The organism is Actinomadura sp. J1-007, assembly GCF_009793335.1.
GTDB lineage: Bacteria > Actinomycetota > Actinomycetes > Streptosporangiales > Streptosporangiaceae > Spirillospora > Spirillospora yumaensis.
The window spans coordinates 5,394,963-5,408,919 of sequence record NZ_WING01000001.1 but is presented as its reverse complement, the minus strand read 5'-3'; the positions used below and the strand labels follow the sequence as shown (position 1 = coordinate 5,408,919).

The window sequence follows — 13,957 nt, the reverse complement described above, 5'->3', positions numbered from 1 at the left end:
ACGGCGTTCCATAATGGTGTGATTTATGCTTATCCGCCGCCGACGGGCGCGGCCACCGGGCTCGGCTGGGCGGCCGCCGGCGCCTCCTCGTTCCGGCGCGCGCGCCAGTGCGCGGCCCACCAGCCGATTCCGCGCAGCGCGCAGACGATCGAGGTCGCGAAGAACAGCGTGTAGACGACGTTGAAGAGCATGAGCACGCCGTAGGCCACCGCGACGCCGGAGCCGAAGACGAACTGCGCGCGCGGCTTGGACGGCGTCGTCCCGGGGTCGGTGATCATGTAGTTGGTGAACAGCACGAACGCCACGCCGGTCATCACCGCGAGGCCGGTGAACAGCGGGGCGTCCCAGATCAGATGCCTGACCAGGGCCTGGATCGCGAAGCCGCCCATGAAGCCGACGATGAGCATCACCCGGCGGGTGAGCATGGAGTTGATCACGGTCCCGGCGACGATGATGATCAGCGGGATGAGGTTGCGGAACATCGTGCCCGCGTACTCGGTGAACATGTAGGGCGGCGCGATGCTGACCCACGACCCGAAGCACAGCAGCACCACGGTGATGCCGAAATTGGACGGGTTCATGAAGTGCCGCATCCGGCCGTTCACCGGCGCCTTGAGCACGTGTTTGGCGCCCACTCCGACCACGACGCCCATCATGATGGGCCACCACTGGTTGTTGGCGTAGAGCAGCATGTTGACGGCCAGCCCGGTGATGTGCGCGGGCAGCAGGAATTCGTACACGCCGCGCGCGCCCTTTCCCCGGAACCGGGCGGGACGCCTTTCCGCCCAGCCGCTGAGCGCTTCGAGCGACAGATCGGTGGCGTAGGCGGTGGCCATCGCCAGCAGCGGCCAGAGCCAGGGCTGCTCGAATCCGAGCACCGTGTAGCCGAGAATGTTGAACACGGTGAGCGAGATGGAGAAATTGCGCAGCGCCAGGTATCGGGCGTCGGGGGCCGCCTTGCCCTGGCCCGCCGAGGGGGGCTGCGGGGCCGGGGCCCCGCCGCTCACAGGCTGGATGGTGGCCGTCATCGGTTCGTGACCTCCCGTGCCGTGCTCTCCAGGAGCAGGTCGTGGTCGCCGGGCTTCAGTTGCAGGGACTGCTGGTGCGGCCGGCCCTGCGCGTCCCGCCACCGCAGGTCGACGGCGACCGGCGCGGTGGAGGCGCCGAGGCCGAACCCGACCTCGAAGCCCCGCCGCCCGCTGTGCCCGCCGCCTCCGTCCAGGCGGGAGATCCGCGTGCGCCCGTCCGCGGTGCGGACCCGCACGGTCGCTCCGTACGCGGGCGCGCCGGCGGCCTTCATGCCGTCCCCGCCCGTCCCGGCGGCCGCGGGCCGGTACAGCCGCAGGCCGAGGCGCTGGCCGCGGTTCGGGGACTCGTTGGCGTAGAACGCCGGCGGCCCCCACTGCCGGGCCACGGCGAAGTCGAGCGCGCCGGTGCCTCGGGTGTCGGCGGTCGCGATGCCCCGGGTGGGGATCGGCACGTCGAGGCCGAGGTCCTTGGTGATGTTGACGAACGATCCGCCGCCCGGCCGCCGGGCGTGGAACGCGATCGGCTGGCTTCCGGCGATGTCGTCGCCCGGCTGCACGTTCGGCCACACCCCGGGGTCGGTGTAGAGGTTGTCGTTGGTCATGGCCATCTCCTGGAGCCACGGCCAGCGGTTGATCTTCCCCTTGACGAACCCCTCCGCCTGGACGACCTCCAGGTCGCCGCTGTTGAGGAAGTCGTCGGCCTTGACGTCCCAGCCCCAGCCGCTGAACGCCAGGCCGAGCTGCTGGGCCTTCTGCTCGAACGGCGCGGTGCCTCCGGCGAGCTTGCGCGCCATCTCGGCCTCGCTCCTCGCCTGGTTGATCCAGGCGAAGTTGCTCTCCTCCAGCCCCCAGGCGGTCGTGATGTTGCTGACCACCATGTCGAACCGGCCCGTGTGGTTCAGGTCGGCGAAGTCGACGCCCATTCCCTTGAACGAGCTGTAGCCGAGCACGAACGACTTGGGCGTGTTCGGACGCCGTTCGCCGGTGACCTGCTCGAACCTGATGGCGCCCGCCGTCGAGACGTTGCGGAACAGGCGGTCCTTGCCGAAGTCGTTCGCGACGTACAGCTCCGGCTTCCCGTCGCCGGTCAGGTCGGCGCTCGACGCCGCCAGGCTCCAGCCGGTGGCGTACTTGTGCGGGATCGCGTCGGGGACCTCGACGAAGCGGGCCGTCGGTCGCTCGCCCGACGTCGCGTCGTGCCAGCGGAGGACGTGCGCGCCGCCGCCGTTCGTCGCGTTGGACATCGAGGAGTTCATCTGCACGTTGTCCTGGCCGTTCGGGTCGAGCACGTCCGAGTCCGGGAAGTAGTTCGCGATCAGCAGGTCCGGGTGCCCGTCGCCGTCGTAGTCCGCGACGTTCACCGTGTTCGTGTTCCATTTCGGGCCGTGGTACGCGCCGTCGGCGGAGCCCGTCGGGACCACTTCCACCGGCTCGTACGCGCCGGGCGCGAGGGTCTTGGCATCGGACCGGGCGAGGAAGAGGACCGGCGTCCGGCCCCAGTAGTTGACCAGCAGGTCCATGCGGGCGTCGCCGTTGAAGTCGCCCGGCGTGCAGCCCATGGGGGCGATCGCCGGTCCCATCGGCAGCGGCGCGGGGTTCAGCGTGAACGGCGTGAACCGGTCGGCGGGCGCGGCCGTGGGCGCGTAGGTGACGACCACCTGGTCGGTCCGGGGATCGACGATGCACAGGCCGTCCTCGCGGCCCGTGCCCCGCAGGTCGTTCAACGCGACGGCGGCGCCGACCGCGGAGATCCACGACCGCAGGTGGTGGTAGGCGGGGTTCACCTTCCGGACGGTCTGGGCCGGCCTGTAGCCCGGCGGCATCGCGATCGGCATCTCGGTGAACCGGTACCGCGCCGCGAGACCGTCCCGGTCGGCCCCGGAGGCCGTGGGGAGCCGCGCCACGAAGTACAGCGCCGTGACCAGCATGATGACGGCCAAACCCGGAACGAACTTGCGCCTGCCGCGCCAAAGAGCGGACATCGACGTCCTCCTAGCCAACTCGCCTGACCCGCGACCCGCCTGACAACGCGCACACCAGGACCAGGGGCCGGCGAGCCCCCGCCCCGCCTCTCCGGCCCGTTCCCATCAGCCGCCGACGTCCTCGAACGCGGCCCGGATCCGCTGCCGCCAGAGCTCGTACGCGGGCACGGGGCCGTCGGACGGCAGATCGACCAGCGCGTCCTGGGTCACCGCCGCGGCCGCCTCGACCGACGTGCGGCAGAACACCTGCGCCGCCGTCCTCGTGTCGGGCGTGACCAGGTCCGCCCGGAGGCGCGCCTCCGCGGCGAAGGCGCAGCCCTGGGCGAGTTCGCCGCGGAAACCCGTCGCGAGCTTCAACAGCGTCTCCGCCTCGTCGGCCTCGATCCCGCCCGCGTACGCGGCGGCCAGGCCGGCCCCGCTCCACAGGTCGGAGCGCCGGGCCGGCGCGAACTCGCCGATGACCGTGGCGAGCCGTTCGACGTCGGCCCCGCACACGAACCACAGCGCGCGCCCGATGCCCTGGTCGGCGACCCGTTCCGCGTAGCCGGAGGGGTCGGCCCAGGGGGCGCGCACCCCTGGCGCCCGCTTCTCGCGGACGTACCGCTGCGTGGCGAAGTACGCCTGGTGGAACCCGTAGCCGTCGATCGCGAGCCAGCGCAGCAACGGGTCCGGGACCGCGATCCCCCGCCGCAGAGGCCGGGGCAGGCGCGCCATCGCCCACCCGATCCCGACGTACGCCATATAGACGTGCGGGCTTCCCGGACCGTCGAGAAAAGCCCGCACCCGCGTGCGCCGCCACGGCGTCATAACGTCGGTGAGAGTGAAAGCCATGCTCGCGCCCTCGTACGCGAAACCGCGGAACGGCCGTTCCACGGTTTCGAGCAGCCGGCGCGTATCGTCCATATCCCGGCCGTCCATCGCATGGCCGAATCCCGCCAGAAACTGCCGGCCCGAATGTTCGAGAAGCAGCCGCGCCCGGGGGTCGCGCTCGTGGAATCCGCGTTTGTCGAAGGTGACCTCCGACAGGTCGGGCATCAGCAGCCGCCGGCGAAGCGCTCCCGCCAGTGTCGGCATCTGTCCTCCCAGGTCGGCGGGCACTCCACCACACAGCATCGCGCATGACGCCCCGGGGGGCATCTTCTGTATTGCCCTCACGCTCCGACGCCCGCCGCGCCGCCGGGGCAATACAGCACGTCAGAATAACGACGCCGTTCCGCCCCGCTGTTAACGTGATCTTGCCTGCGAGCCGTCACCCCACGGCCGGGCGGTCCGAGCGCGTTCGATTTCCCTAGGAGGAATGGCTCGGCCGCTCGCTCTCTTACTCGTTCCGCGCGGAAATGTCCGAGCAAGAAGGAGAACATCGTGGCGCCTCTGACCCGGGACACGTGGACGGCCACGCGCGGCTACCTGGTGAGGACCGGCGACCGGTTCGCCGAACTCGCGGAAGCGGTGGACCCGCACGCCCGCGCGACCGCGGACTGGTCCGTGGCCGACACCGTGGCCCACGTCGCGACCCTCACGCGGATAGGCGCCGCCCTCGTGGACTCGGATCTCGACGGGCTGCCGTTCCCCGGCGTCGGCCGCCTGATGGACGCGACCATCGTCGACACGGTCGCCGACTTCAACGAGGTGCTGCTCCAGCAGTTCACCGAACGGGATCCGCGGGTCCTGGCCCCCATGGTGCGCGCCGACATCGACCAGATCCGGCGGGCCACCGAGACCATGGACCCCGACCGGGCCGTACCGTGGCTCGGCGGGTCCGAGGTCCCGCTCGCCGGGGTCCTCGCCCACCTGCTCAACGAGTTGCAGATCCACGGGCGCGACATCGCCCGCGCGACCCGTTCGCCATGGACGGTCCCGGCCCGCGAGGCCGCGCCGTTCTTCGAGTCGTTCCTCGTCGGCGTGACCCGGTACGGCTACGGGCGGCTGCTGGACGGGCACGGACCCGCGCCGAAGGGGCGCATCACCGTCGAGTTCCGTTCGGGCCACACCACGCCCGTGACGATGGCGATGAACGACGGCTTCGTGACGATCGAGGAGCCCGGCGGCGCCCCCGACGTACGCCTGGGCTTCGACCCGACGACGCTCAACCTCGTGCTGTTCGGCCGCGTCAGCAGGCCGCGCGCCGTCCTCACCGGAAAGGTCACCGTCCGGGGGCGCAGGCCCTGGGTCCTGCCCGCCTTCCTGCGCATCGTGCGCCTTCCCTCCTGATCCGCCGGCAAGGAGCGATCATGGCCCAGAGAACCGACCCCGCAGCGTCCGTCCCCGCCCCGACCTTCGCCCCCGGCGCCGTCCCCCGCCGACGCCTGCTGATCGTCGGCCTCAGCGCGCTCGCGGGCTTCCTGCTCACGGTCGCCTGGTCGGCCGAGTTCGTCGACCGGACCATCGGCGACAACGTCGCCGACACCATGCTCGGCCACCACGCCAAGGGCACCCCGATCGCCGGCGTCCTCGCGGGCCTCGCGTTCGCGTTCTCCTCCGGGGTCGCCGGCACGTTCACCGCCTGCAACATCGCCGCGTTCGGCGCCCTCGCCCCCGCCGTGAGCCGGACCACCAGGCGCGGCCGCCTCCTCCAGATGGTCCGCCCCCTGGCCTGGCTCTCCGCCGGGATGCTCGCGGTGTCCGCCACGTACGGCGCGGTCGTCGGCCTCGTCGGCACCCACATGCCGCAGTTCCAGAACGCGAGGATGACCGCCGACTGGTCCCCGCGCATGATCCAGTCCATGGTCGTCTTCGGCGTCGTCGGCCTGGTCATGGTCTGGCTCGGCCTGGCCGCCCTCGGCGTGGTCCCCGACCCCCTGGCCCGCGTCTCCGCGCGCTTCCCGAACGCGCCGATGATCCTCATGGGAGCCCTGATCGGCGCGTTCCTGATCGGCCGCCCGTTCGCCCTGTTCCGCCAGATGTTCCGCGACGCGGCGGAAAGCCACAACCCCCTCTACGGAGCCGCGGCCTTCAGCCTCCAGTCGATCGGCAACATCGCCGTCATGTCCGTCCTCTTCCTCCTCATAGCCCTCCTAGCCGGCTCCCGCCTCCAAACGTGGATAGCCGCCAAACCCAGCCGCGCCGCGGTACTGGTAGCGGCAGCCTTCATCACCGCAGGCGTCTTCACCGTCCTCTACTGGGACGTGAGAATCCTCGCCCGCCGCGAAATAATCTGGTACCCCACCGCCCCCTGGACCTGACCCGATAAGCCAGCCCACAACCCCCCGACCACCAAAGCCGGGACGGCCCCCGCCGCCCCGGCTTCCCCCTCCCCAAGACCACTCGGACCGCGCCCCCTGGACGCACCGGAACGGGTCCACCGAGGACACCCGGACCCGCCCCGCCCTTCCCCGAGCCGACGACCCCAGAGGGTCCCCAGGGTTCACACCCGCCTCAGTCCCGCCGCGCGCCAGCGTGAGATGGTCGCCGCCAGGGTGCCGTTTCCCGGCCATTCCATGCGGTAGGCGGTTGATCGCTCTCCGCCAAACCGGCAGGGGATCGTGGACGGGCGGCCGGGAAGTGAAACTGGAGCGCACCAATTCGCATCCGAAATGCCAGTTAATGCCCGCTCTATGCGCGTCCATGGCAAAGAGGCCGCCCGGTAGAAGATCGGCGATTCTTGTAACATACTGGCGCCACGGCTGAATGACGATGAACCAAAGTGGACCATGGGCGAGCGGCCCGGCATCGGAGGTGCGGCGTCATGGACCCTGGGCTGGCAGGTCTCGCCGGAGCCGCCGGTGCGGCCCTGGTGCAGGCCATGGCCACGGACTTCTGGGACTCGGCCAGGGTCCGGTTCGCGCGGATCGTCGGCCGGGGCGGGCCGTCGGCCGAAGAGACCCTGTCCAGGGAACTGGAGGAATCGGCGCGCCGACTGAACCGCGACGAACGACCGCATCCGGCGCTATTCGCAGCCGAACGGGAAAGGTGGACGGCGCTGCTGGCCGCGTTCCTCGCGGAACACGCGGAGATAGCATCGGAGATCCGGGACTTCGAGGCCCACGTGCGGCGGTCGCTGGACTCCGCAGGCGCCGCAGGCGTCGTGCAGAACGTGAAAGCAGTACGGCAAGGACGTGAAAGCGGAACACGCCGAGCACGTCCTCACCCACGCGTTGGACGCCACACGACTGGCGTTGCTGCTCACAGAACGCCACCTCATCATTCCCGCCTCGTTCCTCTTCGAGATCCCCTGGTTCCCGCTCTTCCTCGGCTGCCTCGAACCGCTGGTGCACGCCGGAGCCGTCCGCTACACCTCCCCGGTCCCCGACCTCGCGGTGTACCGGGAAATGAAAGCGCACGAATATAGGAACGACCCGCTCAATCCCTATCCCGGCACCGACCTTCGCGGCCTCGCCGCGAATCCCGACTTCCTCTGGAGCGCGCGGCAAGGCGGGAGGACCGCGGACGGTATCGGCGACCTGTGGCGAACGGCGCTCCAACCGGGCGGCGACCTGCACGGCATCGTTCGTGGTGCCGCGAGGAGGTGGCATCGGCCGCACGGCCGCATCGAACGGCTGCTCGCCAAGACTCCGGAGCGGCTCGAAGGCCAGGCGTTCATCGGACGGTTCGTCGAGAGCACGCTTCCGGCCCGCCTCTCGCCGGCGGAGAGCACCATGCTCGCCCTCTTCATCTCCCGCGCCTATCTGCGCAGTTACCTTCTCGACCTGGACGCGGCGCTCCTGGTGGACCTTCCCATGGGCGATCTGGCCTGCGGTCTCGCCACGAGGGCCGAGGAAGAGATGGACGGCAGATGGCTGTCGGCGCGCCGGCTGGACTCGACACTTCATTGGCTGGGAACACATGTTTTCGTCCACCGAATCGCATCCTGGGAGGAACTTCTTCGATTGCGATCTTTGCCGGAATTCGGCTGGCTCATTGACCGTGTCTATCGCGAACGCTCCACCATCGCATTGCGCATCGCTACACTCGACGCCAGACGGTCCGAACGTTTCAGAAACGCCGAGACCTATGCCGAGGCGAAGTCGAACGTCATCGCGGTCGCCGACAAGATGTGCAATCTATGACCATCACGAACCTTTTCGTGGAGAGCCGAATGACGACCATTTCCGTGTACTGTTCAGGATCTATCATGAAAGGCGTTTCGGACGAGAGGAAGCTCTGCTGGTCCGACGCTGAGAGGGCCGATGTCACCACGGGAGCGGCGCCGCGGGAGGTGGTGTTCCTCAATCCCGACGACCCGATCACGGATCCGCGCAACACGCTCGGGCAGTTCGGGCGCGACATGTACCAGGTCATGGTCGCGACGGCGGTCATCGTGGACGCCAGGGAGCGGCGCGGGATCGGCATCGGCGTCGAGATGACCGCCGCCGCGCTCCTCGGCACGCCCATCATCGTCGTCGCCCCCAGGAACTCGAAGTACCGTGCCGACGAGCTCGAGTACCGCGGCGCACTCGTCCAGGATTACGTGCACCCCCACGTGGCCGCGCTCGCGACCGCCGTCACCGACGACTTCGTCACCGCCGGCGAGAAGCTCGCAGAGCACGCCCACGAAAAGAAGACGGAATGGCCCCCCATGCCCGAATGGCTCGACCGGGCCATCACGGAGTACCGCGACAACGTTCTCCCAGGCGACCCGCCCATGCAAGCGGCTCTGGAGCGGCTGAAGCCCTACCCATGCGCGGGAAGACGATGAAGAATGCTGACGAACTTGGGGCAGAGCACCGCCGAACTCCTCGGTAACGGCCACGATCCACGCCTCTACCTCGTCCACAACACGGCGCTCGAAGACCTGCTGTTCGACCGGAATCTCACCGGCGTGGCGTTCCGCCGAGCATGTCTGCGTTCCAGCCGCCATTTCATCGCCCAACCCAACCCGTTCCCCGGCCCGCAACCAACCCGTTAGGACGGCTACCGCTGCCCGTCCTTGACCCGCTCAAGGAGCACACCGAGCTGAGCGACGCTCAAAGCAAGGTGCCCACCCTCCGGATCCTGGGAATCCCGAACCCCGCACCCGGACGCGAGCCGCGCCAGCTCAACGCATGCCTTGTCGTCCACGCCGCCGCTGTACGAACTCTTGCGCCACTCCACGATCATGAGTATCGCTCCAGGTAGTACTTGATGATCTCGCGAGAGCCGTCAACGGACGCGGCGTTCACACCTTCCGTTAGGACGGCTACCGCTGCCCGTCCTTGATCTGCCTAAGGAGCGCACCGAGCTGCGCGACGCTCAAAGCAAGGTGCCCACCCTCCGGATCCTTGGAATCCCGAACCCCAACCCCCGCGCAAGACGCCCCAGCTCAACACAGTGCTCGTCGTCCGCGCCACCGCTAAGAGAGCTTTTGCGCCACTGCATGATCATGAGAACCTCGCCACGTACTGCTTGATGATCTCGCGAGAAGCCTCGGGAGAGGCGGCGTTCACACCTTCCGTTAGGACGGCTACCGCTGCCCGTCCTTGATCTGCCCAAGGAGCACACCGAGCTGAGCGACGGTCAAAGCGAGGTGGCCGCCATCCGGATCCTTGGAATCCCGAACCCCGACCCCCCGCGCAAGACGCCCCAGCTCAACGCAGTGTTCGTCGTTCACTCCGCCGCTAAAAGAACTCTTGCGCCACTGCACGGTCATGCCAGTCTCTCCAAGTACGCCTTGATGATCTCCCGCGAGGCTTCCTCGGGGCGGCCTTCACGCCGATACGATCGAACATAACCGACAGCTCGCGGACCTCGCCAGGCGATTCGATCAAGCGTCCTCCGTTCTGCGCCCCGGAGTAAGCGATATCCCGGTCCTCCAAGCCGATGATCTGGAGCGAGCCGTCAGCCCCCATGTGCGCCCCAGACGAGAACGGGACCACACGGAGGCTCACATGCGGGAGCTCCGACATCACGAGCAGGTGCTCCAACTGCCCCTTCATCACCTCGGGCCCCCGACCAGGCGAGCCAGTACGGCCTCATCGATCACCGCCCAGGTCAACACCGCGTCTCCCCTATCTAGGTACGCCGTCTTTCGTGCCGTTCGCCGAGCCATCGTGCCGTCCAGGTCCTTGAACTTGCTCGCTCGGACGCAGGCTCGGGTGTAGTCCTCGGTCTGCAAGGCGAGCGGCACGACCTGGGCATGGAAGGACTTGGTCGAAATTGCCTCCTCTTCGTATTTGAGAAGTTGACGCCCCCAGTCGGGATCATGGGCCATGCGAGCGAACCAGAGCAACACTTGCAAAAGTTGGCCCGTATCATACTTTTTGTCCAACTTCACCATCCAGTCATCATGCGGTCGCTGCCGTCCGGCCTCCATATTGGAAACAGTCGACCGCGCTATGCCGATGACCGACCCGCATTGGGTCAATGACAACCCCGCGCGCTCACGAAGAAACCGCAGGTAGAAGGCCAGGAAGTACCACATCGAGGTCTTGGGGTCCAAGGGGTCGCGGACGGTCGGCATGAGGCACTCCTGTTTCGGGTTGTTCTGAGAACTCCCAAACCATAAGGCGAGCGCGTGATCCTTGGCGCAGGAAAACGGAAACCGAGCCGAGGACGGGACGATGGTGACGACGATGACGGGAGAGCTGATCATTCCCATGTTGGGAACGCCGGCCGCCGTCGGCCTGGCGCGCACACTCTCCGACGCACGGCTGCACAAGTGGGACTATCTACATATCCGGGACGATGCGCTGCTCGTCGTGGCCGAACTGGTCGGCAACGCGGCCGAAGAGACTCCCAACAAGCAGATCGTCTTTCAGTTCACTCGTGACTCAAGCGAGATCACGATCGCGGTCTGGGATTCCAGTCCCCGGCTACCCGAACGCAAGCCCACGGTCGAACTCACCCTCGATGACCTCGACCTGTCCGAGGAGAACTTCGACAACAACGGCGGTTGGGGCCTCTCACTCGTTCATTCACTTTCCGCCGCGTGCGGCGTCACCTGCCTCCCCGGCGGCGGTAAATGGGTCTGGGCACGGATGCGTCCGTAGACCCTTGGCCTCAGCCGCGCCTCGTCCGTCCGTAACGCGGCAGGGCCCAACTCCCATTGGTTGATAGCTGTCGGCGTCTTTGTGCTTCTTTCCACAGGGCGGTGAGGGGCGTGATGGGAGGTGGGGGGTGGGGCGGTCTGGACGGTGGGGGGTGGTTGTTGGCAGCGTCAGAGGGGCACGATCATCGTTCGACAGAAGGTGGGACGACCTTGCTGCCCGTCACCTTGGACACCGTTCGCGTCTTCCTGCATGTTCTGGCCGCCACCGTGTGGGTGGGCGGGCAGATCACGCTCGCCGCGCTGGTTCCCGTGCTGCGCGCTACCGCGCCGGATGCGATCGGGCCTTCGGCGCGTCGTTTCAATCAGGTGGCTTGGGGGGCCTTCGCCGTCCTGGTGGCCACGGGGATCTGGAACGTCGTCGATGTCGGGGACGCCTTTCAGGGCAGTTACGGGACGACTCTCGTTGTGAAGCTCGTGGTGGTCGCGGTGTCGGGGGTCAGTGCTCTGGCGCACGCGAGGGCGAAGTCGACGGTGGGGCTGGCCGTTTTCGGGGCGCTCACCGCGCTTTCCGCGCTGGCGGCTCTGCTCCTGGGGGTCGTTCTGCGGGGATGACGGACACGGCCGTGGCCCGATGCGGACGTTTCGTCTGTTCTGTGTCTTGGGGCGGCTGAAAGTGTCACAGGGTCGTGTTTCCATCACCGTGTGAGAGCCCCCTCGGAGCGGGGGCGAGCGCGGATCGGAGGTTCGATGGCTCACGATCGGCCGGAGCCCTACGACGCTGACCGGCACCGGTGGATACTCCCCGACTGGGTCTACAGGCTCGATCCGCCTCGGGGGCTCAGGGGTGGTTCATCACGTTCCTCGGTGTGGTGGTGGCCGTCGCCGTCGCGGCGACCGCCTGGAGGTTCGCGGTCGCGTACTGGTACGTCGCGTTGCCCGTTCTCGGGACGGTCTGGTGGCTCGCCGACCGGTGGTGGCGCAGGCGGTGGGCGGTCGAGAAGCAGCGGCGCGAACGGCTCGCGGAGCTGTGGTTCCCGATCGAGACGCTGGACGAGATGACGTGGCTGGAGTTCGAGTTCGCCGTCCGCGACCTGATGCGCCGTGACGGCGTCGCCGCCGAGCACGTCGGCAAGCCGGGCGACTTCTCTGGCGACGTCATCGGTTATGACGCCGTTCTGGACGGGACGTGGATGGTTCAGGCCAAGCATTACGGCCCGAAGACCAAGGTCAAATCCGAAGACGTGCAGAAGGTCGCCGGGGCCGCGAAGCCCGTCTACCAGGCCGAACTGACGCTCGTGGTCACCACCAACACCTACACCAGGCCCGCACGGGACTTCGCCGCGCTGTGCGGGATGCACCTCATCGACCGCGACGACCTGATCGAGTGGGCCGGTCGCGGCGTCCATCTTCATGACGTTCTCGGCATCGCCAGGGAGGCTCGGAGAGCCGCCTCCTGAAACTGTCGGTGCCTGGCGGAAGGCTCGGGTACGTGGGGCCATCCCTGGACCGCGCGGTGGTCAGGGGTGGACGGGGGTGGGTGGGATCTTGGTGAGGCAGGAGGTGTCGGGGGCTCGCAGGTCGCGGATGAAGGCGGTCTGGATGGCGGCCACGCAGCCGCTGGGTTCGTGTTCGGGGACGTGGCCGACGTTGGGCACCTCGACCACCGTGGCGCGGCGGAACTGCCGGGCGGCCCGGCGGCCCGACTCGGTCGGGGTGTTGGCGTCCAGGTCGCCGGACGTCACGAGGACGGGGACGTCGGGGACCGGTCCGCCGGACGGTCGGCGCGGGCCGTGGCGGTCGGGCCAGCGGACGCACGCGTTGCCCTTGTCGTAGTTCACGCTGGTCCAGGCCCGCTTGCCGAACGGCCAGTACGCCCGCTCGGGCACGGCCGCGCGTCCGGCCGCGAACTGCCGGAGCCGGGCGGCGACCGGCGCTCGGCGGTTCCACGCCGTCGGGTAGTCGTTGCAGGCCACGGCCGCGGCCTGCTCGGGGTTGAAGGGCTGCGACTCGTCCTGGCGGAGCGCCGACCCGCTCAGCGGGGCCACCTGCCGGGCGGCTTCGATCAGCGACGCGTTGTCGGCATGTAGGGCTCCGCGCACCATCGCGGGCAGGTCGCCGATCCCGGCGGGGGCCGTCTTGGCCAGGTTGTAGGTGATCGCGGCGAGCGCGGTGTCGTCCAGCTTCCGCTGCCGGCCGTTCAGGGTGTACGGGATCGGTTGCTTGCGCAGCCGCTGGGCTAGGCGCGAGATATCGCGCAGGACGCGGTCGCCGTCGCAGGCTCCGGCGCTGCGCTGGCACACGAGCCGTAGCGTTCGGCGGGCGGCGCGTGCATTGGGGCGTTCCCACACGTCGAAGTCGAGCGGGTAGGCGCTGGAGAGCACCGCTGAACGCACCCGGCCGGGATGCCGCTGGGCGTAGACGGTCATGAGGTAGGTGCCGTACGACTCTCCGAGCAGGTCCAGCCGCTCGATCCGCAGCCTGGCGCGGACCGCGTCGATGTCGTCGGCGATCTCGGCGGAGGTGTAGCCGCGGGCACGGGCGCCCAGCGTCCGGCCGCATTCGCCGAGGGCCCGTACGAAGTCGTCACGGACCGCGGGCAGCGAGCCGAGCGCCCCGCAGGCCACCGGGTCGGAACGGTTCACCCCGCGCGGATCGACCAGCAGCAGATCGTGGTCCTCCAGCAGGCCGCGGAACATCCGCGCGTACTGGGACGCGGACGCGATCGCCGAGTTGCCCGGCCCTCCGGGGTTGATCGTCACCGTTCCCCTGGCGGGCCGGGAGGTGTCGCGGTGCCCGATCAGCGCGTACGCCACGGTGGTGCCGCCGAGTTCGGGACGCGTCCGGACGAGGGGCACCCGCACCGTTCCGCACATCGCGCCGGACACCGGCACGCAGTCGGCCGGCCCGTTCCGCGGCGTCCGGGTCCCCGCCGACGCGGCGGCCGCGCCGCCGGTCGCGACCACGGTGAGCGCGGTCGCCAGGCCCACCGTTCTGGAGATCATCTTCATGCTCGGAGCATGGACGGCGCGCGGTCGGCCGCGCAT

14 protein-coding genes and 2 pseudogenes are annotated in these 13,957 nt (G+C 68.8%); 8 read left to right on the top strand and 8 right to left on the bottom strand.

Annotated elements, in window-relative coordinates; genetic code table 11:
- Positions 1 to 29: 29 nt before the first annotated feature.
- The 3 genes from GEV43_RS24600 to GEV43_RS24590 form a co-directional block, all read right to left on the bottom strand.
- Positions 30 to 1,028, bottom strand: coding sequence for an RnfABCDGE type electron transport complex subunit D (locus tag GEV43_RS24600; RefSeq protein ID WP_160822716.1), 999 nt, complete (start codon positions 1,026 to 1,028; stop codon positions 30 to 32).
- Complete coding sequence (locus GEV43_RS24595) at positions 1,025 to 3,010, bottom strand: VCBS repeat-containing protein (RefSeq protein WP_206681262.1); 1,986 nt, start codon at positions 3,008 to 3,010, stop codon at positions 1,025 to 1,027. Before GEV43_RS24595 ends, GEV43_RS24600 begins: the two co-directional genes overlap by 4 nt.
- Positions 3,011 to 3,115: 105 nt before the next feature.
- A complete protein-coding gene (locus GEV43_RS24590) occupies positions 3,116 to 4,084 on the bottom strand; it encodes a DUF1702 family protein (RefSeq protein ID WP_160822715.1) in 969 nt (322 codons plus the stop codon).
- Between the two features lie 288 nt (positions 4,085 to 4,372).
- On the opposite strand from GEV43_RS24590, the gene GEV43_RS24585 reads away from it, so the two are divergent.
- The 5 genes from GEV43_RS24585 (at position 4,373) to GEV43_RS24565 (ending at position 8,855) form a co-directional block, all read left to right on the top strand.
- Complete coding sequence (locus tag GEV43_RS24585) at positions 4,373 to 5,221, top strand: maleylpyruvate isomerase N-terminal domain-containing protein (RefSeq protein WP_309239819.1); 849 nt, start codon at positions 4,373 to 4,375, stop codon at positions 5,219 to 5,221.
- Between the two features lie 20 nt (positions 5,222 to 5,241).
- Complete coding sequence (locus tag GEV43_RS24580) at positions 5,242 to 6,192, top strand: hypothetical protein (protein ID WP_160822714.1); 951 nt, start codon at positions 5,242 to 5,244, stop codon at positions 6,190 to 6,192.
- A gap of 873 nt (positions 6,193 to 7,065) precedes the next feature.
- Positions 7,066 to 8,016 (top strand): hypothetical protein, encoded by a 951-nt coding sequence (locus GEV43_RS24575; protein WP_160822713.1) that lies wholly within the window; start codon positions 7,066 to 7,068, stop codon positions 8,014 to 8,016.
- Entirely contained in the window at positions 8,013 to 8,645 is a 633-nt protein-coding gene (locus GEV43_RS24570) for a hypothetical protein (protein ID WP_160822712.1), read from the top strand. Before GEV43_RS24575 ends, GEV43_RS24570 begins: the two co-directional genes overlap by 4 nt.
- Before the next feature lie 3 nt (positions 8,646 to 8,648).
- Entirely contained in the window at positions 8,649 to 8,855 is a 207-nt protein-coding gene (locus tag GEV43_RS24565) for a hypothetical protein (RefSeq protein ID WP_160822711.1), read from the top strand.
- A gap of 5 nt (positions 8,856 to 8,860) precedes the next feature.
- Here the strand turns inward: GEV43_RS24565 and GEV43_RS24560 are convergent, their stop codons facing one another.
- The 4 genes and pseudogenes from GEV43_RS24560 to GEV43_RS56255 all read right to left on the bottom strand — a co-directional run bounded on the left by GEV43_RS24560 (position 8,861) and on the right by GEV43_RS56255 (position 10,346).
- Entirely contained in the window at positions 8,861 to 9,046 is a 186-nt protein-coding gene (locus GEV43_RS24560; RefSeq protein WP_160822710.1) for a DUF397 domain-containing protein, read from the bottom strand.
- A 79-nt stretch (positions 9,047 to 9,125) separates the two neighbouring features.
- A pseudogene (locus GEV43_RS55090) lies at positions 9,126 to 9,191 on the bottom strand (hypothetical protein); the annotation flags it as partial.
- A 198-nt stretch (positions 9,192 to 9,389) separates the two neighbouring features.
- Positions 9,390 to 9,575, bottom strand: a complete 186-nt coding sequence (locus GEV43_RS24550; RefSeq protein WP_160822709.1) for a DUF397 domain-containing protein — start codon at positions 9,573 to 9,575, stop codon at positions 9,390 to 9,392.
- Positions 9,544 to 10,346 (bottom strand): annotated as a pseudogene (locus GEV43_RS56255) (helix-turn-helix domain-containing protein). The gene GEV43_RS24550 and the pseudogene GEV43_RS56255 overlap by 32 nt, the downstream one beginning before the upstream one ends.
- 139 nt (positions 10,347 to 10,485) lie before the next feature.
- On the opposite strand from GEV43_RS56255, the gene GEV43_RS24540 reads away from it, so the two are divergent.
- From GEV43_RS24540 to GEV43_RS50920, 3 genes are all read left to right on the top strand, one after another.
- On the top strand, positions 10,486 to 10,914 hold the full coding sequence (locus GEV43_RS24540; RefSeq protein WP_160822707.1) for an ATP-binding protein: 429 nt from the start codon (positions 10,486 to 10,488) through the stop codon (positions 10,912 to 10,914).
- A gap of 209 nt (positions 10,915 to 11,123) precedes the next feature.
- Positions 11,124 to 11,525 (top strand): hypothetical protein, encoded by a 402-nt coding sequence (locus tag GEV43_RS24535; RefSeq protein ID WP_160822706.1) that lies wholly within the window; start codon positions 11,124 to 11,126, stop codon positions 11,523 to 11,525.
- 254 nt (positions 11,526 to 11,779) lie between these two features.
- Entirely contained in the window at positions 11,780 to 12,370 is a 591-nt protein-coding gene (locus tag GEV43_RS50920; protein ID WP_160822705.1) for a restriction endonuclease, read from the top strand.
- 60 nt (positions 12,371 to 12,430) lie between these two features.
- Here the strand turns inward: GEV43_RS50920 and GEV43_RS24525 are convergent, their stop codons facing one another.
- Positions 12,431 to 13,921, bottom strand: a complete 1,491-nt coding sequence (locus GEV43_RS24525; RefSeq protein ID WP_160822704.1) for an alpha/beta fold hydrolase — start codon at positions 13,919 to 13,921, stop codon at positions 12,431 to 12,433.
- Positions 13,922 to 13,957 lie beyond the last annotated feature (36 nt).